We start from the raw sequence: 22,927 nt of genomic DNA, 5'->3' as shown, positions 1-22,927 counted from the left end.
TTTAATAATTAAGATGAAATACTCCGATTTTTTTTATATTTTTAGTTGTTTTTATGTGTTCCTTTTAACCAAAATTAATACCCAACCTCGCTAAATGAAAAGAACAACGATAAAAGACCTTGCAGAATTGCTACAAATTAGCACTTCGACTGTGTCCCGTGCACTTAAAAATCATCAGGATATCAGTGAAGCTGTTAAAATGAGGGTTCATGAAGCGGCAGAGACTTTTAATTATATTCCTAATAATTTTGCAATTAATTTTAGAAATAAATCAACTAAAACGATTGGGCTAATTATTCCTAAAATGTCTTTATTCTTTTTACCTTCTATTATAGATGGAATTTCACAAATACTTAATGAGAAGGAATATCAATTTTTTATTTTGTCCTCGGAAGAGTCATTGGAAAGGGAGAAAAAAAATATTAAAATATGTACAAATCATGGAGTAGATGGTATTTTGATTTCAGTAACTAGAGAGACTCAAACCTATGAACATTTTAGAAAGTTGGACGACTTAGATATTCCCATTGTGGTTTTTGATAAGGGACTAACTGATGATACCTATGAAAAAATCACATTTGATAGCGAAAAAGACGCTGAAGAATGTGCAAGAATACTTATTGAGAAACAGTGTAAAAGTATTTTGGCCATTTTTGGTAGTAAAAAATTGGAAATTTCTGAGAGAAGGAGTAAAGCATTTAATCAATTTATTGAAAAGTATCCAGATGTTACTTGCCAATCAGTTTTTTGCGATTCGGCGGATCAAGTCTATGATAAAGTAAAGCACTTATTGGGAGTTGTGCCTTTTGATGGGATTTTCACAATGAGTGATGAGACGCTTGCTGGACTTAATTATGCGTTGAAAGTGAAGCAATTAAGTGCTAAAAATTTTAAAGTCGTTGCCATCAGCGAAGGAATTCTTCCAAAATATCTGAATCCACAATTCGAATATGTTAAAAATGATGGCTATCAAATGGGCAAAATTGCCGCTGAAAAGCTATTGCAAAAGATTGTGAGCGACCAACATTAGTTGTCAGTTGCTATTGCTATTAGATTCACCTTTATTTTACAAGTTGTATATTATATCCCCTTTTTGATATCTTCCATGATCCAGTCTAATTGTGGGTCTTTTTTCTCAAAAATATCATCTAATGTTGGCAGAATTTCAACATGAGGGGTTACTCCTTTTTGTGTATTGCTAAATTCTATGTTTGGCTGAATAAGCATGATACCGATAGGAAGTTTGAGCTTAGAATTTGGTAACTTTTCGGTATGATATCTTCCCGCAACGGTTCCGTCATTGGCACCACCTGTCTCTTCGCCAACTAAAGTAGCTTTTTTATCGTTTTTTAGTTTGGATGAGATAATTGAGGAAGCCGAAAAGCTACTTCCGTTAATAAGAACGTAAACTTTTTTGCCTGTAAAATGGTTTTCTTTCGGTTTTTTGATGGAGCTAATACCGTTTTCTTTTAGAAAAAATTGATCGTTTTTTTTCTTTGTAGAAATTAGATTTCTGAAAAAATATAGAGGATAAAATGCAGCTCCAATTGGTTTGGCAATATTCGGAAAATGGCTGAAGTAATCGGCTCTCCAAGTCGAGCTTCGTTGAGTAATTTCTACATCTTTGAGAAAAACGAAGTCCTTGTCCATCAAATAAGAATATAGGTTGTTAATTTCTGAAAGAGAGCCTCCCAAATTATCCCGAATGTCGATGATTAAATATTGTGCGTTTTTGTTTTTTAGTTTTTCAAAACTCTTTTTGTAGAATTTTTTTGAAAGAAAACCAGAAAAGGTTTTAATTTTCATATAAGCGATAGCGGAATCTTTGTCTAAAAACTGCAAATCACGGTTAAAGCTTTTGGTAACAACGTTATAATCTTTGGTTTTGTTGTCATCTTTTGTAAGTTCTTTTTCGTCTTTTTTATCCTTTTTTTTCTCGTCTTTGGTACTTTTTTGACGATGAAGAACAACATCTTTTGTTTGGTGGTCGTACAGAGTTTTTATTCGAATACTATCAACGATACCATTTTCAATCGTGAAATAAGTGGACCATTTTTTTGCTAAAGCATAATCGTAAAAAGTGGTGTTGTAGCCATCTCCAGAAGTTAGCGGTCTTATTTTTTTCAAAAGTTCATCAGCTCGTTTTCCGTTAAGTTCCAAAATTTCAGTTCCAACTTCAATGTCTTCAAACTTGTCTTTATTTTCTTTTACAAAAATTCGATTATCTTTCACAATATAATCCATTCGGCTAAGGATTCCTTTGGTATCCTTAAGTTTTTTGCTTTCCTTTTTGGTCAGTCGTTTTGTAATTGGTCGCAACGATAGATGTCCTTCCCTGACTTCTGCAATAACTGGAGCTAATTTTTCGTAAAATTCGTATGGTTTCAATGGTTGATTGATAGACGTTTTGAGCGAGTCAAATTTGTAATCCAACTTCTCTTTAGAAATATACCAATAGAGTTTTGGGTGAAACTGCTGCATCTTTTCGTAGGCAATATCGATGTCTTGTTTTGCTTTTTCCGGTGAAATGGGAGTTTCTAAATGGGCATTGTGTTTTTTAACAGAAACGCAAGAAGCCAATAGTGACAAGGTAAGTAGAAGCCAGAATTTTCTCATTTAGAATTTTTTTTGCCAAAAATAAATAATAATTCAGCGAGTAGAATTGTATTTAAATAGATTTTATAAATTGACAATTATTTTATTAATTGGTAAAATCTATGATTGTTATTTTTTTATTGAATCATTTTTTTGAGGTCATGAGTTGGTAAATGGATATCTTTGGGTTGTAAATATTTAAAAATAAAAATGTTATGAATATCTCAGAACAAGGAAAGTGTCCTTTTCCACATCACAATCAACATTCAGAAGATCATAATGGAGGTGGTTCTCACTCTGCATCATCTGGAAAATGTCCCGTAATGCACGGAGCCAACACTGAAGTCAATGATTCGGTGATGGAATGGTGGCCAAAAGCTTTGAAATTGGATATTCTTAGTCAACATGATACTAAAACCAATCCTTTAGATAAAGATTTCAATTATGCTGAAGAATTCAAAAAATTGGATTTGGAAGCTGTAAAAACTGATTTGAAGAATCTAATGACTGACAGCCAAGATTGGTGGCCTGCAGATTGGGGACATTACGGTGGTTTGATGATTCGCATGGCATGGCATTCAGCGGGAACGTATAGAACAGCCGATGGAAGAGGAGGTGCAGGAACAGGAAATTTACGTTTTGCACCATTAAATTCTTGGCCAGATAATGGAAATTTAGATAAGGCGAGACATTTGCTTTGGCCAATCAAAAAGAAATATGGGAACAAAATATCTTGGGCCGATTTAATGATTTTAGCTGGAAATATGGCTTACGAATCTATGGGACTAAAGACGTTTGGTTTTGCAGGTGGTCGAGAAGATATTTGGCATCCAGAAAATGATATTTATTGGGGAAGCGAAAAAGAATGGTTAGCTCCTACAGGAAGTGAAGGAAGTCGTTATTCTGGTGAAAGAGATTTAGAAAATCCTTTGGCAGCGGTAATGATGGGATTGATTTATGTAAATCCTGAAGGTGTTGACGGAAATCCTGACCCTTTGAAAACGGCTCAAGATATGAGAACGACTTTCAAGAGAATGGCGATGAATGATGAAGAAACTGTTGCTTTAACAATTGGTGGACACACGGTTGGAAAAGCCCACGGAAATGGAGATGCTTCGACGTTGGGTAAAGAACCAGAAGCGGCGCCGATTAACGAGCAAGGTTTTGGTTGGGTTAATCCAAAAGGTGGTGGAGCAAATGCGGTGACTTCAGGTTTAGAAGGTGCATGGACGACCAATCCAACGGTTTGGGATAACGGATTTTTGGATTTGTTATTAAACTATGATTGGGAATTGACTAAAAGTCCAGCTGGAGCTCAACAATGGGAACCTGTTAATTTACCAGAGGAGAAAAAGCCTATTGATGCTCACAATCCTTCGGTTAGAAGAAATCCTATGATGACCGATGCCGATATGGCCTTGAAAATAGACCCTGAGTACAGAAAAATTTCTGAAAAATTCTATAATGATTTCGAATATTTTACGGATACGTTTGCAAGAGCTTGGTTCAAGTTAACACACCGTGATTTAGGTCCAAAATCAAGATATTTAGGAGCTGATGTTCCTACTGAAGATTTAATTTGGCAAGACCCAATTCCTGCAGTAGATTATACTTTATCTGAAGAAGAAATTGAAGATTTAAAATCTGGAATTTTAAATTCAGGATTAACTAAGACTGAGTTAATTAAAACAGCTTGGGATAGTGCAAGAACGTTTAGAAGTTCAGATTACAGAGGTGGAGCAAATGGTGCAAGAATCCGTCTTGAACCAATGAAAATTTGGGAAGGAAACGAACCAACACGATTAAATAAAGTGTTGAGTGTTTTAGAAACTATTCAATCTCAATTAGATAAAAAAGTTAGTATTGCAGATCTTATTGTTTTGGGAGGAAGTGCCGCAGTTGAACAAGCAGCAAAAGAAGCAGGATTTGATGTTAAAGTTCCTTTCACTGCAGGAAGAGGAGATGCCACACAAGAAATGACCGATGCTGAATCTTTCCAAGAGTTAGAACCACTTCACGATGGATTTAGAAACTGGCAAAAGAAAAATTATGTGGTTTCTCCAGAAGAAATGCTTTTAGATAAAGCGCAATTATTAGGATTAACAGCTCCGGAAATGACCGTTTTAATCGGTGGAATGAGAGTTTTAGGAACCAATTTTGGTGGAGCTAAACATGGTGTTTTCACTGATAAAGAAGGTGCGTTGACCAATGATTTCTTCGTGAATTTAACGGATATGAATTACAAATGGAATCCAGCAGGAGAGAATTTGTACCACATTGTTGACAGAAAATCTGGAGAAACCAAATGGACAGCAACCAGAGTAGATTTGGTTTTCGGATCTAATTCTATTTTAAGAGCTTACGCTGAAGTTTATGCTCAAGACGATAATAAAGAAAAATTTGTAAAAGATTTCGTGAAGGTTTGGACGAAAGTCATGAATGCTGATCGATTCGATATACATTAAGATCGACTAATCTTAATCATTTGTGTTTTTTTTTCGGACTCCATTTGGAGTCCGTTTTTTTGTATTTTTGCTTATTGCTTTTATTATGAAAACATACCACGTCATTTCGCAAGGTCTTAGCGAATTCAAGCTACAAGATGAAAATCAACGGAATTTAGGAAGTCTCCAATACGAAAAATGGTTTTCCTTCGATGCGAAAATCAGCACTCTTTACGACGAATCAGTAGTCAAAATGGAAGGTTTTTGGTTGACTGATTTGGTGCAATATGACGAAAACAAATTAAAAAAAAGAAGAGTCAAAACGACTTGGACAGGCTTTGCAATAGAGGAAATTTCAGGATTAAGGTATTTCCTGGCATGGAAAGGTTGGTCTGGGATGGAACTTGTCCTGAAGGACGGACTCGACCGAAGAGTTTTGGGTATCAAATCCTCTTTTGATTGGAAAAAACTGAACTCCAACTACGAAATCCAAATTGAAGATTTCGCTGAATTCGAACCGGATTTTATCTTATTAATGATTCACTGTATTAATTATCAGATGACTTTGATTGCGGGAATGTAAGTTACAAATTTATTAATTCGCTTCATTTAGACAGGCTTTCGCCATCAGTCTCAGGTTATTTTTTTATATTTGTTCCCATAAAAAAAACACCTTGGACACGATTATAAAGCGTTACGCTATTCTTATATTTTTAAGTTTTATTTCTATTTCTTATGCGCAGGAATCCAAAGAAATTTTGGATTTGAAGGAGCAGCTTAGTACCGCTAAGACTGATAAAGATAAAATTGTTGCTTCAATGAAATTATATTTAGCATATGTTCCTGCTCAAAAGATTGATAGTGCAATGGTTTATTCTAAAAATGTTCTATACTATCAAAAAAAGAATGGAGATAAAGAAGCTTCAGGGCAAACTTCTCTTATGGTTGCAGAATTGTATATGTTAAAAGGGGATTTTAGTTCTATGCTAAATTATCTTAAAGAAGGTGACAAAATCCTTGAAAATTCAAAGGATTATACTAATAAGGCTTTAGTTAATCATATGTATGGAGTGTACAATCTTTACGCTCTTAAAAATAATGAAGAAGCGTCAAAGTACTTTAGAAAAAATATACAGTATTACAAGGAAGGGAAAAGCGTGAATAAGCACTTCGTTATGTTTGCTTACAGAGGATTATTTGCTAATAACTATCTTCAAAATAAATTTGGAGATGCCTATGAATTAACGAATACATATTTGGACTTTGTTAAAAAAAATTATCCTGAGAAGTTAAATGAGGCTCATTTAGGTGTTGCAAGTTTTTATTCTACAACAAAGGATTATGACAGAGCAAATTATTTTTATAAGAAAAGTAATTCATTGACTGCAAAAAGCGATCTGAATTTTATTAATACAAATTATTCATTATTAGGTTTAAATTATGCTGAAGCAAAAAAAAGTGATTCTGCTAAATATTATTTAGACAAAGCATACCAGTTTTTTAAAGAAAAAAATCCGCAAAGTTTAGGTGTAGTTTATCTTGGTTATTCTAAAATATATAAAGATGAGAGGAACTATGATTTGGCAGAAAGCTATATTCAAAAAGCAATTGAATTAGCTCCTGAACAAGATTTGCAATCAACAAAGTTTTTATATGAGTCTGCATATATTGATATTCAAGTTGATAAACTGCTTACTTTGGAACAAAGTTCTTCTGAAAATTCTACTCGCAAGACTGATTTAGAAAATTTACTTGCTAAATTGAACAATCAACAAGAGTATTTAAAAAATGGTTCTTCTGTGATTATTGAACAATCAATTGTTCAAAACAATGAGAATTTATACAAAGTTCATGAGCAATTAGGAAACTACAAAGAAGCTTTGTTTTACTATAAAAAGTATGTTGAAGGTAACGAAAAAATCTACGGATTGGACAATATGCGAAAACTTTCTGACGCTCAATCCGACTACGAAGTCAACCAAGAAAGAATCCGCGTGAAACTTCAAGAAGAATCCAAAAGGCTCGAACTTCAAAAAGAAATGGAGCTCAAGGCACTTCGTTTTGAATACGAGAAAAAGCAAGCTGCTGCCAAAACCGAAGAAGAGAAGAAAAGATTGGCTTTAGAAGAAGATCTTAAGCGTCGCGAAATCCAATTAACCTACGAACAACAACAAAAGGCGCTTAACCAAAAGTACGAACAAGAACGACAAATTGCAAAAATCAATCAAGAGAAAAAAGATGCCGTTGCAAAAGCGGAAATAGAAAGCTCTAAACTGCAGAAAAATGTTTGGGCAGTTGGTGCAGGTTTATCTCTTTTATTATTAGGATTTGCAGGATTTTCTTATTTCCAGAAGCGAAAAGACAACCAAAGAATTGCCGAAGAAAAGCAGAAATCAGATGATTTGTTGCTCAATATTTTGCCTCACGAAGTTGCGGAAGAGCTTAAAGCTAAGGGTGAAACGCAGGCAAAACATTATGATGAAGTATCGGTCTTGTTTACGGATTTTGTGAGCTTTACATCTACGTCTGAAAGATTGGGAGTTCAGGAGGTGCTTAACGAATTGAATATCTGTTTCACTGAGTTCGATAGAATTATGGACAAATACGGTCTGGAGAAAATCAAGACCATTGGAGATGCTTATCTTGCCGTAAGTGGATTGCCAGTTTCGACGCCTCAACATGCGCAGAACGCCGTCAATGCTGGTTTAGAAATTATTAAATTTATCAACGAAAGAAGACAGTCCAATCCTAATGCTTTGGATATTAGAGTTGGGATACATTCAGGGCCAGTGATTGCCGGAATTGTTGGGGTGAAGAAATTTGCCTATGATATTTGGGGAGATACCGTCAATACCGCTGCAAGAATGGAACAAAACTCCGAGAATGGAAAACTAAACATTTCCGGCACGACTTACAATATGATCAGTGGAGATTTCAACTGCGAATACCGTGGAAAAATTGAAACCAAAGGTAAAGGTGCCTTGGATATGTATTTTGTTAATCCTAATTAATTGTGTTTTGAATCCAATATTTAAAATTTTCAACATTCGTCATTCCGACGAAGGAGGAATCTCAACAGACGAAATAGATGTTTCGACTTCGCTGTGCTTCGCTCAACATGACAAGCGATGTCATTCCGACGAAGGAGGAATCTTAAATATTTATAAGAGATTCTTCACTCCGCTTCGCTTCATTCAGAATGACAAACGCTGTCATTCCGACGAAGGAGTAATCTCTGCATTCGTAAAAATTATTTTGGTTTTTATGTTTGTTGGTTTTCAGACTTTTTCTTGGGCACAGACTTCGAGAGAAAATCCAAAAACTCTTGTAGGTGACAGTGTGGCTTCTGGATTGAAATTCGATAGCATTTGGAAGTATTCTTTCGAGGATCAGCCTAAATTTGCATCTCCAAATTATGATGATTCGGGGTGGAAAACTATCAATATTAGCCAATTAGATGTCAAAAATAGAAATAAAGTTGTATGGTTAAGGTATTATTTCAAAGTTGATTCTGCAATGATTGGCAGGCCCTTAACTGTCAAGATCGCACAAGTTGGTGCTTCCGAGATTTATCTCAATGGGAAATTGCTTAAAAAATTGGGGAAAATTTCTAAGGGAAAAGATTCTGAATTTTGGGTTAGAGATTTGGTGCCTTTGGTAATTAGCTTCAAAAATACGGATGTCAATGTGATGGCGGTTCGATATCTATCGTCGAATAATGATGGAATGAAAATTGTCAATTTTAGATCAGAAGCCCCAAGGATTAGTTTCAGTAGCGCTGATGAAGATCTGAGAGATACTTTCGAAGAAATTCAGAATTTCAATTTTTACACGATGCTAATCTGCGGGATATTTGCCGCTTTAGGATTTGTTCATTTGTTATTATTTCTATTTTACAGAAAGGCTATTTACAATCTGTATTTTTCTCTTTATAATTTATCGATAGCTGCAATAAGCTTATCTGTACTCTTGTTTTACGATATGAAGGAGACGGAGGATTTAAAGTTCAATATCTTTTTATCTTTCCTTTCTATGCTTGTTTTAGGATTTTCTTTAACGGGATTTGTTAATACTTTGTTTGGAAGGAGTAAAATTAGGTTTTGGATACTATTTTCGATTCCGATAGTATTAATAATCCTCTATCAGATTAGTGTGCCATTTGCAACGAGTTTTGCATTACTTTACTTGATGTTTGTGGCTTTTGAATCCTTTTATCTGATTATCAGAGCAATGATTCGTCGAGAAAAGTCAGCGTTTATTGTAGGAGGAGGTGTTCTATTTCTCTTTGTCTTTATTTTGATATCAATTGTTTTAAGAATTTTGGGTGCAATTGGTTTAATTGATTTTTCAAAAATAGCGAATAGTGACTTTTTTGGTTATGTTGCAGTTTTTGTACTTGTTAGCTTTCCTGTTTCCATTTCGGCGTATTTGGCCTGGCAATTTGCTTCCACCAATATTAAATTAAAAAAACAGTTAGACGAAGTTAATCGCCTTTCGGAAGTCAACCTTCAACAAGAAAAGGAAAAACAACAAATCCTAGAAAATCAAAATGACATTCTTGAAAAGCAAGTGAATGAAAGAACACAAGAACTTCAAATTGAAAAACAAAAAACTGAAGATTTACTGCTCAATATTCTCCCTCAAGAAGTTGCAGAGGAACTGAAAGAAAAAGGTAGCTCGGAAGCCAAAAATTATGATGAAGTAAGTGTTTTGTTTACGGATTTTGTGAATTTTACCCAGAATTCTGAAAAATTGGGAGCCGAGAAAATGTTGGAAGAACTCAATGATTGTTTCACCGCGTTTGATATGATTATGGAAAAACGTGGTTTGGAGAAAATTAAGACGATTGGAGATGCTTATATGGCGGTTTGTGGTTTGCCTCATGAGACCAAAAATCATGCTAATCAAACGGTTTTAGCAACTTTGGATATTATTGAATTTATTGAAAATAGGAAAAAAGAGAATTCCAATACTTTAGACATCAGAATCGGAGTTAATTCGGGGTCGTTAATTGCGGGAATTGTTGGGGTTAAAAAGTTTGCCTACGATATTTGGGGAGATACGGTGAACACCGCGGCGAGAATGGAACAAAGCGGTGCTGCTGGAAAAGTCAATATTTCCGAGAATACTTATCAATTGATTAAAGACCAATTCGAGGTAGAGCCTCGTGGAAAAGTCAACGCCAAAGGAAAAGGCGAAATGGAAATGTATTTTGTTAAAAAAGCTAAGAATTAAGTACAAATGAAATTTTATAAAATGAAGCGAAGATTTTTTCTGTTTCTCATTATGCTTTTTTCTATGTTGTCTTTTGGGCAGAAGGGTGCAAATGATTCTTGCCGAGTGATTATTACAGATAGTCTTTTTAAGTTTAATCAAATAATTAACCTTTCTGAACCTTGGAAGTTTAAGATTGGTGACAATAAAGTATGGGCTCAGAAAGATTTTGATGATTCTCAATGGAAAAGTACAACTATTAAATCTTTTAGAGATAAAGCGCAGTTAAAGAAAAACCAGCCCTCGAATCTAATGTGGTTTAGAACTAATATCTGTATTGATAAATCTGTTGAAAATAAACCTGTTTTTTTTGAGATTAGCAGCGGCGGAGCCATGCAAGTCTTTTGGGATGGTAAATTAATGGAAACTTATGGCAGTTTTCAAAAAGAAGGTAAGAAAGGGTATGTAGATCCCATTTCACCTTTGGTCATTAATAGTGGAAATGTAGGAAATCATACTTTAGCAATCCGATACGAAAATGTAGAACCTCCGGAAAGCAGTCTTACTGACGGTTTTAATGTCATTATTACATCTGCAGATTCCTATTTTTCAACTTTTTTGTATCAAAATCTTCTTAGAAGTCTTCTAATTTTTGGGACTGCCGCCATATTTTTCACTCTTTTCTTGATTCATTTATTTTCTTACTTTTTTTATCGTAAAGAATATTCCAATTTATATTTTTCGATATTCAGTTTTGGGATGTCGTTGTTTGTATTTGCTTGGTATTTATCATTTTCTTCTGCAAAAGTAGAAAGAGTGAATACGCTTGGAGTCATCAGTTTTCTTGGAGGTGCAATCGCTGTTTTTTTTCTTAGTATTATGCTAAATTCTTTGTTCGGAAAAGTAAGATGGAAGGTTAATCTTCTATTAGCAATAATCTTATGCGTCTTACTTTCGTTTTGCATTGCGGATCAAAGTTATGAGTTGCTGAGAGCTATTGTTGTTTTTATGTTTATTATCGCAAGTATCGAAGCATTATTTCTAATCATTCGTGCTATTATAAGAAGAACGCCAGGTTCTGGAATTATTGGGACTGGACTTTTGTTTTTCTTTCTGGTTTTATTGGGCTTTATTATATATTTAATTATTAACAAAGGTAATCTGATTATAAATCCGAATGATAGTCTCGGTGAAATGGCAGTTTTCCTACTTTTTGTATTGTTTATTTTTAGTATTCCGTTTACGCTTTCTACATTTTTGGCATATCGAACCGCCAATAACAATAGGAATCTTCATCTACAAATAGAAGAAGTTGAGAGGTTATCCTCCGAAAAACAACAAATCCTTGAAAACCAAAACGAAGTTCTCGAAAAGCAAGTCGATGAACGTACCCAAGAACTCCAAATAGAAAAACAGAAAACAGAAGATCTATTGCTCAATATTTTACCTCAGGAAGTCGCCGAAGAACTCAAAGAAAAAGGAAGTTCCGAAGCCAAAAATTATGATGAAGTGAGCGTATTATTTACAGATTTTGTAAATTTTACCCAAAATTCGGAAAAACTGGGAGCGGAGAAAATGCTGAGTGAACTCAATGATTGTTTTACCGCTTTCGATATGATTATGGAGAAGCATGGTTTGGAAAAAATTAAAACCATTGGAGATGCTTATTTGGCTGTCTGCGGATTGCCACACGAAAGTAAAGACCACGCCCATCAAACCGTTTCCGCAGCTTTGGAGATTATTGACTTTATCGAAAACAGAAAAAAAGAGAATCCAAATACATTAGACATCAGAATTGGTGTAAATTCGGGTTCGTTAATTGCAGGAATTGTTGGGGTGAAAAAGTTTGCCTATGATATTTGGGGAGACACCGTGAACACAGCGGCAAGAATGGAACAAAGCGGTGTTGCGGGGAAAGTCAATATTTCCGAGAATACCTATCAATTGATTAAAGACCAATTCGAAGTAGAACCGCGTGGAAAAGTCAATGCCAAAGGGAAAGGAGAAATGGAAATGTTTTTTGTGTTAAATAAATCCCGCAGATAACACAGATTTATTATAAAAACATATTAGATACTGTTGTGCATTTGTTGAAATTTTGATTTAAAAAATCGTCAGTTTGAGTTTTTTCCATGGGAAAAAGTATCGAAAACAAGATTTTAATCAAAATTGTGTTTCTTCTCGATACGATTTTTTGCAAAAATCTACTCGAATTGACGAAATGTTTTTAAATGCACAACAGGTATTGGATGTATTTATTAGTAGAATGTGCAAGAATTGATTTGTAAAATCTGCGGGAGACAAAATTTATTAATCCTTTAGGTTATGCAGATTAATTATAAGAATTAATATATTTATCAATAGAAAAGGGCTTTAGCCCGTTTTAGGAATTTACAAAGTGATTGGCTTTAGCCAAAATTTATATATCAAATTTCATAATTTAGATTTCATATGGAATATTCTAAAATAAAAACCGTCGTTATCAGAAAGCTCAAAGAGAAACTTCCTGAACATCTTTCGTATCACAGTGTTTTGCATGTAAAGGATGTCATAAAAGCAGTGGAGGAGATTGCTATTTCTGAAAATGTTGACAAGGAAAATATTGTCTTGCTGAAAACCGCAGCGCTTTTTCACGATACCGGATTTTTGTTTGGTGCAAAAGATCACGAAGAAAAGTCATGCGAAATCGCCCAAAAATATCTTCCGGATTATGGTTACAGTCAAGAGCAGATTGACAAGATAAAAGGAATGATTATGGCGACTAAAATTCCACAAACGCCTCACAATCATTTGGAAGAAATTTTGGCAGATGCCGATTTGGATTATTTGGGAAGAGACGACTTTTTCACCATTGGGGATAAGCTTTTTGAAGAACTTTCGGTTTTTGGAATCGTAAATTCTGAAAGAGATTGGAACTTGTTGCAAGAGAAATTCTTAGAGAGTCACCACTTCTTTACCAAAACTACGATTGACAAAAGAAACCAAAAGAAGCAAGAAAATTTAAATATCATTAAATCAAAATTAAAAAACTAAAATGCAGAATTCTACTAAGTCGCACGGACCACTTTTTACATTTTCAGATATTATTTTCTTAGTTCTTGGTGTGCTTTCAGCCAGTTTTGCGCTGAAAAGTTTTCTTGTTCCTAACCATTTTTTTGATGGTGGTGTTACCGGTATTTCCTTGTTGCTTCATGAAGTCAAACATTGGAATTTGGGAATTTTGCTTATCCTACTTAATATTCCTTTTTTAGTGTTAGCTTATTTTAAAATCGGGAAGCATTTTGCCATCCGAAGTAGTATTACGATCCTTTTAATCGCAATTGTTTTGCACTTTATTCCATTTCCTGAGCTTACACATGACAAACTTTTGGTGGCAGTTTTTGGTGGTTTTTTTCTTGGAATTGGGATTGGTTTGTGTATGAGAGGAGGTGGAACCTTTGATGGAATGGAGGTTTTAGCTTTGATGACGTTCAAGAAAAGCAGTTTCAGCATCACCGAAATTATTCTTGGGATGAACATGATAATTTTCATTATTGCAGCATTTATAAAGGTAGAAACCGCGCTGTATGCCATTCTTACATATCTCATTGCAAGTCAAATTACCAAATATGTGATTGAAGGAATTGAAGCATATACTGGTGTAACCATCGTTTCAGGAAACAGTGAAGAAATTAAAAAAGCTTTGGTTTTAACTCTTAATCGTGGGATTACTGTCTACAAAGGCGAAAGAGGATTTATGAAGGAGTCTTTTGAACAAAGTGCGGATGTTGATATTATTTTTACAATTGTAACCAGACTCGAAGTGAGAAAACTTCAAAATATTGTGAGATCTATCGACCCGAAAGCATTCATCTTTACTCAAACCGTTCGTGAACCTCAAGGCGGAATCGTGAAAGAAGTGGTGAAGCATTAGGAATTAGAAGGATGATGGAAGATGGATGTTAGAGGAAGAAATTAGGGAGTTGATAAAATTGTACTTTTAAATATAAACCGTTGTGCAAACTATTTTTGTGAAACGGTTTTTTTGTTTTAAAACTCCTTTTATTTGATTTCCCGTCTTATTATTGGCGTATTCAAGATGAAATATACCAAATTCAAAAAGCTAAATATTAAAAAACGGTACTATCATAAATTTGCTTCATATTAAAACTACACACAATGAAAAAGATTTTTTTGGTTCTGTTTATATTAATTACACCACTCTTTATTTCCGCTCAAAACAACGAATACTTAATTGTTTATAAAGGAAATGCATTGGTATTTTCCAATAATTACTTCAGTAGAATTTGGGATAATGTTAATAGCACACCAGAAATTAAAGACATCAACAAAGAAATTCTCATAGAGGTCTATGGTGAGGATTTTACGATCAAATCGTTTGACAAAACGCTTAACGGCTATTCAGTAATTGGGGCAGATTATTATGACTTGAAATCAACACCTACAAAAATTGAAGATTTAGAGTTTCAAGTAATAAATAACGGCCAAATTATCGAAGCTTGGTGTGCCATTACATCAAAGGACAGAAAGATGGAGACTTATATTCCTATTGGAAAAGGTGTACCAAAAGCTAATAACAGTATGTATGAATTATTTAGAACTAAACTGCAGAATGGGGATGTTTTGAAATTCTTATTAAGAAAAAAAAACACGAATGAGACCATTACGTATGTTTTCAAAAAAAAGAATCCAGATATTGTTCCTTTTGTCACCAGTCAAGTACATGATTATAACAATCCATCTTTAGAAAATTTTTTGAGAGATACTTCGAAGCAGCGCAACCTCAATAATCCCAACTTTTATAATGATTGGCCAGGTACCAAATTTCTAAGCTTGGATCAAAGACCCGAACGTGTAGACGAGAATACCAAATTCGCAATCTTTTTTAGACGAAAAAAAGGGGTGAGCTCAAAAAACATGTTGGAGTATCGACTCATTACCAATGGTAAAAAATCCAATGTAAAATGGAATTTAGCAGATGACTACATCATTGTGAAGGATTTCAAGAAAGGCAATGATTATCAGTTGCAAGTAAGATATACTGGTAAAGAAAAATTCATAAAATTTAATTATTACACCGATAAATATTGGTATCAGAAACTTTGGGTTCAAATTGGAGGTCTCTTGCTTTTACTAATCTCCGTCATCATCTTTGGATTACTCCTAAGAAATCGAAAGAATAAGAAAAAAATGAAATGGCAAAAGCTCAAGTTGCAATCACTTTCTTCACAACTTAATCCGCACTTTGTCTTTAATTCACTCAATTCAATTCAGGGGTTGGTCAATAATAATGAAATAGAAAAAACTAACAATTACATTAGTAATTTTGCTAAATTGATGAGAAATATTTTGGATTTCAGTCAAAAAGAGACGATAAGTTTAAGTCAAGATATAGATACTTTGAAGAATTATATTTCCTTAGAAAACCTCAGATTTCCGTTTGATTGTACTTTTGATGTTGCAAAAAACTTAGAGACAGAAAATATTGAAGTAGTCCCATTGTTAGCACAACCGATTATTGAAAACGCCATCAAACACGGAATATCGATACTTGGAGAAAAGGGAATGCTTCAAATTAAAATTGATAAAGAACATGATGATTTAGTTTACGAAATCAGCGACAATGGAGCAGGATTTGATCCTACTAAAAAGCATCAAGGAGTGGGAATACAACTTACCGAACAAAAAATAAATTTATATAACGATGTATCTCCATCTGTAAAGATTAATTTATCTTTTGGGAGGACAGAAAAGGGTACCAAAGTTACTTTGAGGTATAAAAATTTAATGAAAATATGATAAAGGCCATTTTAGTTGATGATGAGATTAACGGCATCAAGAATCTGGATCAAATATTAAAGAAATATTTCTCCGATAAAGTTCTGGTTGCAGATACCGCAAATTCTGCGGATGAGGCTTTGATTACATTTATGAAACATCAGCCAGATCTTATTTTTCTTGATATTGAGATGCCGAATAAAAATGGATTCCAATTTCTAAAAATGATTCAAGACAAAGATTTCGAAGTGATTTTTGTTACTGCTTTTACAGAGTACGGCATCGATGCCATCAAGTTTTCGGCGTTAGATTATATCTTAAAACCAATTGATATCAATGATTTGAGACTGGCGATTGACAAAGCAATAGTAAGGATTAATGAAAAGAAACAGAACAAATCAGTTGAAAATTTATTGGAGTACTTCAAGTACGAAAATGATAAAAGCAAGCACAAAATTGCCATTTCATCTTTGAAGGAAATTAGATTTGTACCAGTGAGTGATATCATTAGGTGCGAAAGCAAGAACGCTTACACTTTTATTTATATTAAGAACGGGGAAGAGATCCTTTCGAGTACTCCATTGTACGAGTATCAAGAGATGTTGGAGAATTACGATTTTTTAAGGTGTCATCAATCTCATTTGATTAACAAAAATTATATCCGAAGTTTCATCAAAAAGCAAGGAGATTTTCTGTGTTTAGAGGATGGATTCGAAGTTCCAGTTTCACGCCAAAAGAAAGATTGGGTGAAGGCGCAACTCTCTCTCTAAGATAACCAAGATTTCAACCAAAATGTAGCGAGTTACCAAGTTTTTCTGTTTATAACTCGAAACCATCAACACGAAACCCAAAGTTTTTTTGTAACAAATTTTCTTGTTCGTTACTTACTGTATAGAATCTCAAAAAAAAATGGCGTCATTAGAAAAAGATTTCACGGAAAAAATAGAAAAGCACAAAGGTGTGGTTTTCAAAATTTCCAAGATGTATATGGACAATTATGACGACCAGAAAGATCTTTTTCAGGAAATTACCTATCAGGCTTGGAGAGCATTTCCAAAATTCGAAGGCAGAAGTGAGTTTTCGACTTGGTTGTACCGAATTGCATTGAACACGGCGATTACCTTCCTAAAATCTGAAAAGAGAAAAAGTTTTATTCAGAATTCGGAAGTGCAGAATCTGAAAGTTGAAAACAACGAGTACGACTTCGAAAAGGAAGAGCAACTTCAGAAAATGTACAATGCAATACACCAGCTTAACGAGATTGATAAGGCTTTGATCTTTTACTATTTGGAGGATTTTTCTGGTCGTGAAATTGCCGAGCAAATGGGGCTTTCTGAAGTCAACGTAAGGGTAAAGCTCAATCGTGCGAAAGAAAAACTGAAACAGTTAATGAGGCGCTAAATTCCCCTTCTTTGAAGGGGTGGATTTCGAACCTGTTCGAAAGACGGGGTAGTGTAAGAGAATAATTTATAATTTATAATTTAAAATTCAATAAAAATGGATTTAGAAAATTTAAAAAATACATGGAAAGAGGAGGAGGTGAAGGATTTGCCGGAGGTTTCTACAGAGAAACAAAAACAGCTTCATAATCCTTTGGAGAAGATTCGTCGAAGTATGAGGATTGAGTTTTGGAGTACTACAATTGCTATGGTTTTTTATATTGCAGCAAATTTTTTAATAGAAGATCAAAGGCTTAGGTTATATTATCTTATGTTGCTAGTAGCAATGTGTGCAGTTACAAGATTTTATTTCTCAAAATTCTTTTTGTTATACAAGGAAATGCAAAATTTGGGCTTAAACACAAAAGATTCACTAAAAGATCTGTATTATCAACTTCAGCTTAATCAGCAATATTATGTTTCATATTATATAGCGTATGTTCCTTTTTTGGTTTGCGGGACAATTTTAATTTTTGAGTTCATGCCTGCTTATCAAATATATAGTGGGGCAAAATTGTTCGTAGTCTTTTTAGTTATACTTTTATTAGAGATTTTTACTTTCTTCTATTTAGGGAAAATTATGTTCAATTTTTTCTATGGCAGATATATCAATGATATTTATATGGTTATAAATGAAATGAGTGACGAGAAATTGGTTGATAATGGACATCTTTTTAAACCTAAAAAAGAAAATATTTATTTGGTTAGAATCAGAAATTATTTTTCTAAAACTTTTGGTAAAGTTGGGATTGTGATTTATAATATATTTTTTATTTTGGTTGTGATACTGATATTAATGTTATTTGCTTTTGCTGTAGGTTTTATTATTGGTTTTATTGATAGCGTTCAGCAATAATTCTTTTTGAGATATTTTTATATTAAAACCCCGCCCTTTCAATTTGAAAGGGCGGGGTTATTTATGGTGAAGAGTGATTTTTGTTAACCACCCCGTCTTCAAAAATTTTAGAATTTTTGAATCCACCCCTCCAAAGGAGGGGAATTTTTATATCCCGTTAACAATGGAGTCCAAAGTTGCACTTGGTCTCATTGCAGCGTAAGTTTTGTTTTCGTCAGCTCTATAGTAACCGCCAATATCTTGAGGTTTACCTTGCGCTCCGATTAACTCTTCATTGATTTTTGCTTCGTTTTCTTGCATTGCTTTAGCAACTGGCTGAAAGTGTGAAGCAATTTCAGCATCTTTTGTTTGGTTAGCCAAAGCTTCAGCCCAGTACATTGCTAAATAGAAATGAGAACCACGGTTGTCGATTCCTCCAACTTTTCTTGCAGGAGATTTATCGGTAGCCAAGAATTTCGCATTCGCTTGGTCCAAAGTATCCGCTAAAATTTGAGCTTTAACATTATTTTGAGTCTGAGCCAAATGCTCCAAACTTGCTTGTAACGCTAAAAATTCACCTAAAGAATCCCAACGAAGATAACCTTCTTGGATAAATTGTTCGATGTGTTTTGGCGCAGAACCTCCAGCTCCAGTTTCAAAAAGACCACCACCATTCATCAATGGAACTACAGAAAGCATTTTAGCAGAAGTACCCAATTCCAAAATAGGGAACATATCTGTTAAATAATCTCTCAATACGTTTCCAGAAACAGAAATCGTATCTTTTCCTTCTCTTGCGCGTTTCAAAGTTTCAAGCATCGCATCTTTCACATCCATAATTCGGATATCCAAACCTGTTGTGTCGTGGTCAGCTAAATATTTCTCTACTTTTTTGATGATTTCTCTATCGTGAGCTCTTCCTTTATCTAACCAGAAAATAGCTGGCGTATTAGATAATCTTGAACGATTAACAGCCAATTTTACCCAATCTTGAATTGGAGCATCTTTGGTCTGACACATTCTGAAAATATCGTCTTTTTCAACTTTTTGCTCTAATAATGTGTTTCCGTTTTCGTCTTCAACTTTTACAACACCGTCAGCGTTTACTTGGAAAGTCTTATCATGAGAACCATATTCTTCAGCCTTTTGAGCCATTAATCCAACATTAGGAACCGAACCAAAAGTCGTTGGGTCAATAGCACCGTTTTGTTTCATGTCCTGAACAATCGCGTCATAGAATCCCGCGTAAGAACGGTCTGGAATAATAGCAACAGTATCTTCTTCTTTACCTTCAGTGTTCCACATTTTTCCTCCGCCTCTTACCAAAGCAGCCATTGAAGCATCCACAATCACATCACTTGGTACGTGGAAATTGGTAATTCCGTTGTCTGAATTTACCATCGCAATTCTTGGTCCGTTTTCAATAGCTTTAGCGATGTCCGCTTTAATTTCAGCTTCTTTTTCGTTCCCTGAAATTTTCTCATATAATGAAGCTAATCCATTGTTTGGAGAAATATCAAGAGCAGCGAAAGTATCTTTATATTTTTCAAAAACATCTTTGAAATAAGTTTCAACAACAGCCCCGAAAATAATTGGGTCAGAAACCTTCATCATCGTTGCCTTTAAGTGAGCTGAAAGCAATACATTTTTTTCTTTAGCTTCATCAATTGCAGTCTGTACGAAAGTTTTCAAGGAATTAAGATTCATTACAGAAGAATCAATCACTTCTCCTGCTAACAATGGTGCAAAACCTTTCAATTCAGTTGAAGAACCATCATTTCCATAGAAAACGATTCTGTATTTAGTGGCGTTTTCTAAGGTTGTTGAAGTTTCAGTTCCATAAAAATCTCCTGCGTTCATGTGAGCCACAGTAGTTTTGGAATCAGAAGCCCAAGTTCCCATTCTGTGAGGATTGGCTTTTGCGTAATCTTTTACAGATTTAGGTGCACGTCTGTCAGAATTTCCTTCTCTTAACACTGGATTTACTGCACTTCCCAATACTTTAGAATACTTAGCTTTAATGGCTTTTTCTTCTTCCGTTTTAGGTTCAGATGGATAGCTTGGAACTGGGAAACCTTTTCCTTGAAGTTCAAGAATCGCTTCTTCTAATTGAGGAATTGAAGCCGAAATATTAGGTAATTTAATAATATTAGCTTCAGGGCTTTTGGCTAATTCTCCCAACTGAGAAAGGTAGTCTGGAACTCTTTGCTCTTCTGAAAGCAATTCTGGAAACTGAGCCAAAATTCTTCCAGCTAAAGAAATATCCGGTACTTCAATCTGGATTTTTGCAGAATGTGTGAAAGCTTTCACGATTGGCAAAAACGAGTGTGTTGCCAACATCGGAGCTTCGTCTGTAAGAGTGTAATAGATTTTTGAAGACATTTTATGATTGTAATTTTATTTTTTGTTCAAGTTCACAAATTTAGGAATTTTTTGAGAGAATTCGGACTGTTGGCCTTAAAGCTTTTGGAGGGTGCAATTTATCTTTTTTGTAAGGTTAAATTTCTACTAGCTTTTTAAAGAATTTAGAATAATTTTTAAATTGAATAAAGATTGTTTTGGCTTAAGTAATTGTGGCAAGTTACGTGACAACAGAATTGAAAAGGCAGAAATAAAATGAAAGGACATAATGTTCATTTCTTTACGCTTTTAAAGGTGTTAAGGTGAAGTTTAAAGTTCTTTAGAATTAAATTTCATTTATCATTTTTCAATAAAAACTTGCTTCATAATGTAATTATGTCAAATTTCAATTGATTTTTTACAAAGTTTTTTTTAATATTGATAATTCATAACTTTACGGAAATATAAAAAACGATGACAGTCAAAGAAAAAATTTCGGCGTTGCAAAACAAAATGAGAGAAAACAATGTGCAAGCATTTATTGTTTTTTCGGCAGATCCTCACATGAGCGAGTACCTTCCAGAGGAATGGCAGGAAAGGTCATGGATTTCAGGATTTACTGGTTCGGCTGGATTTGTGGTGATTACGCAAGATAAAGCTGCACTTTGGACTGACGGTAGATATTTTGTACAAGCACCCATTGAGTTAGAAGGTTCTGGAATTGTATTGATGAAAGATGGAGTAGAAGGAACACCTCATTATATTGATTGGATTATTTCTGAAGTTCCGGCTGGAGGAACGGTTGCTGTTAATGCTATTGCGACTTCACATACCAATTGGGAAGCCTTGGAAGAAAAACTTTCTGGTAAAAATCGAAAGTTGGTAGATATGGATTTACTCAAAGGAATTTGGGTTAACCGAATTGAAAATGCTACTAAAAACCCAATTTATGTTCATCCATTAGAAAGAGCTGGCAAAAGTGTGACGGACAAGTTGGGAAGCATTCTCAATATCATGGAAAAGAAAGAGACTTCTGTTCATATTATTTCGAGTTTGGATGATGTGGCGTGGACGCTTAATTTGAGAGGGAGCGATGTGGATTGTAATCCTGTTTTTTTAGGATACATTGTCCTTTCTAAGAATGAGGCCAAACTTTTTACAGATTTGGAAAAACTGACCGTTGAAGCAAGAAAGTCGATGGATGATTCCCACGTTAAGATGCTTCCATACGAAGAATTTTTTAATGAAATTTCTAAATTTTCGGGAGAAAATGTTTTATTGACACCTACGACCAACCAAAAGATATTTGATGTTTTAAAAGATAGTAATACAATTTCCGTAGCTGCAGCACCAGGAAATCTGATGAAAGCTCAGAAAAATGAAGCTGAGTTAGCAGGATTCCGTACAGTAATGGAAAGAGATGGTGTTGCGATGGTAAAGTTCCTTTATTGGTTGACGCATAATGTAGGAAAGGAAACCATGACCGAATATTCGATTGGGAAAACATTGAGAGATTTCCGAGAAGAAGGAGAAAATTTTGTAGGAGAAAGCTTCGGAAGTATTATCGGTTACAAAGGAAATGGTGCCATTGTTCATTATTCAGCAAAGGAAGAAGGTTGCAAGGAAGTGACCAACGATGGAAGTATTTTGGTAGATTCAGGAGGTCAATATTTGGAAGGAACTACGGATATTACCAGAACGCTGGCTTTAGGAGCTGTTTCGGATGAATTTAAGCGAGATGCGACTTTGGTTTTACAAGGCATGATTCGTTTGTCGATGGTTAAATTTCCAAAAGGAACGAGAGGCGTTCAGTTAGATGCTATTGCAAGATTACCTCTTTGGACTCATGCGAAAGATTATAACCACGGAACGGGACATGGAGTAGGAAGTTTTATGAATGTTCATGAAGGACCGCAAAACATCAGAAAAGACCTTAATCCTCAGGAATTACTTCCAGGAATGGTTTGTAGTAACGAACCAGGATTTTATGTGGAAGGAAAATATGGTATCCGTCACGAAAATTTGGTTGCAGTAAGAGAAGTGGAAACAACCTCTTTTGGAACTTTTTATGAATTTGAAACGTTGACCTTCTGTCCGTTTTTTAAAGATATTATTGTAAAAGAAATTTTGTCGAAAGACGAAATTAACTGGCTTAATGATTATCACCGCCAGTGTGAAGAAAAAATTAGAAAACACCTTGAAGGTCAGGTCAAAGACTGGTTTTTGGAATTGGTAAGTCCATTGTAGAACTCTGCTACTGATTGTTGGAGTTTTTTAGATTA

Annotated in this window: 15 protein-coding genes; 13 read left to right on the top strand and 2 right to left on the bottom strand. The window is 34.5% G+C overall.

Annotation, left to right across the window (positions count from 1 at the left end):
* The first annotated feature begins 94 nt into the window (after positions 1-94).
* Positions 95-1,030 (top strand): LacI family DNA-binding transcriptional regulator, encoded by a 936-nt coding sequence (locus AC4AGG_RS05820; RefSeq protein WP_489771050.1) that lies wholly within the window; start codon positions 95-97, stop codon positions 1,028-1,030.
* Positions 1,031-1,080: 50 nt separating this feature from the next.
* Here the strand turns inward: AC4AGG_RS05820 and AC4AGG_RS05815 are convergent, their stop codons facing one another.
* Positions 1,081-2,616 carry a S41 family peptidase gene (locus tag AC4AGG_RS05815; RefSeq protein ID WP_489771049.1) on the bottom strand — a complete coding sequence of 512 codons (1,536 nt, stop codon included), beginning with the start codon at positions 2,614-2,616 and terminating at the stop codon, positions 1,081-1,083.
* 194 nt (positions 2,617-2,810) lie between these two features.
* On the opposite strand from AC4AGG_RS05815, the gene katG reads away from it, so the two are divergent.
* From katG to AC4AGG_RS05760, 11 genes are all read left to right on the top strand, one after another.
* Positions 2,811-5,060, top strand: a complete 2,250-nt coding sequence (gene katG / locus AC4AGG_RS05810) for a catalase/peroxidase HPI (protein WP_489771048.1) — start codon at positions 2,811-2,813, stop codon at positions 5,058-5,060.
* An 85-nt stretch (positions 5,061-5,145) separates the two neighbouring features.
* Positions 5,146-5,622, top strand: coding sequence for a hypothetical protein (locus AC4AGG_RS05805; protein WP_489771047.1), 477 nt, complete (start codon positions 5,146-5,148; stop codon positions 5,620-5,622).
* 91 nt (positions 5,623-5,713) lie between these two features.
* Positions 5,714-8,050, top strand: a complete 2,337-nt coding sequence (locus AC4AGG_RS05800) for an adenylate/guanylate cyclase domain-containing protein (RefSeq protein ID WP_489771046.1) — start codon at positions 5,714-5,716, stop codon at positions 8,048-8,050.
* A 7-nt stretch (positions 8,051-8,057) separates the two neighbouring features.
* Positions 8,058-10,274, top strand: coding sequence for an adenylate/guanylate cyclase domain-containing protein (locus tag AC4AGG_RS05795; protein WP_489771045.1), 2,217 nt, complete (start codon positions 8,058-8,060; stop codon positions 10,272-10,274).
* Positions 10,275-10,280: 6 nt separating this feature from the next.
* A complete protein-coding gene (locus AC4AGG_RS05790) occupies positions 10,281-12,299 on the top strand; it encodes an adenylate/guanylate cyclase domain-containing protein (RefSeq protein WP_489771044.1) in 2,019 nt (672 codons plus the stop codon).
* 405 nt (positions 12,300-12,704) lie between these two features.
* Positions 12,705-13,286, top strand: a complete 582-nt coding sequence (locus AC4AGG_RS05785; RefSeq protein WP_489771043.1) for an HD domain-containing protein — start codon at positions 12,705-12,707, stop codon at positions 13,284-13,286.
* A gap of 1 nt (position 13,287) precedes the next feature.
* On the top strand, positions 13,288-14,166 hold the full coding sequence (locus AC4AGG_RS05780; protein WP_489771042.1) for a YitT family protein: 879 nt from the start codon (positions 13,288-13,290) through the stop codon (positions 14,164-14,166).
* Positions 14,167-14,411: 245 nt separating this feature from the next.
* The gene (locus AC4AGG_RS05775) at positions 14,412-16,052 is read left to right on the top strand and encodes a sensor histidine kinase (RefSeq protein WP_489771041.1); all 1,641 of its coding nucleotides are present in this window, start codon (positions 14,412-14,414) and stop codon (positions 16,050-16,052) included.
* Positions 16,049-16,801, top strand: coding sequence for a LytR/AlgR family response regulator transcription factor (locus tag AC4AGG_RS05770; RefSeq protein ID WP_489771040.1), 753 nt, complete (start codon positions 16,049-16,051; stop codon positions 16,799-16,801). The genes AC4AGG_RS05775 and AC4AGG_RS05770 overlap by 4 nt, the downstream gene beginning before the upstream one ends.
* A 139-nt stretch (positions 16,802-16,940) precedes the next feature.
* Positions 16,941-17,432, top strand: coding sequence for an RNA polymerase sigma factor (locus AC4AGG_RS05765; RefSeq protein WP_489771039.1), 492 nt, complete (start codon positions 16,941-16,943; stop codon positions 17,430-17,432).
* A 96-nt stretch (positions 17,433-17,528) separates the two neighbouring features.
* Positions 17,529-18,326, top strand: coding sequence for a hypothetical protein (locus tag AC4AGG_RS05760; protein ID WP_489771038.1), 798 nt, complete (start codon positions 17,529-17,531; stop codon positions 18,324-18,326).
* A gap of 147 nt (positions 18,327-18,473) precedes the next feature.
* Here AC4AGG_RS05760 and AC4AGG_RS05755 read toward each other — a convergent pair whose 3' ends face one another.
* Positions 18,474-20,687 carry an NADP-dependent isocitrate dehydrogenase gene (locus tag AC4AGG_RS05755; RefSeq protein ID WP_489771037.1) on the bottom strand — a complete coding sequence of 738 codons (2,214 nt, stop codon included), beginning with the start codon at positions 20,685-20,687 and terminating at the stop codon, positions 18,474-18,476.
* Positions 20,688-21,119: 432 nt separating this feature from the next.
* On the opposite strand from AC4AGG_RS05755, the gene AC4AGG_RS05750 reads away from it, so the two are divergent.
* Positions 21,120-22,892: an aminopeptidase P family protein gene (locus tag AC4AGG_RS05750; RefSeq protein WP_489771036.1), complete on the top strand. Its 1,773-nt coding sequence runs from the start codon at positions 21,120-21,122 to the stop codon at positions 22,890-22,892.
* The last annotated feature ends 35 nt before the right edge of the window (positions 22,893-22,927 follow it).

This window comes from Chryseobacterium sp. CG10_8 (genome assembly GCF_058117085.1).
This window is presented reverse-complemented; position numbering and strand designations above follow the sequence as displayed.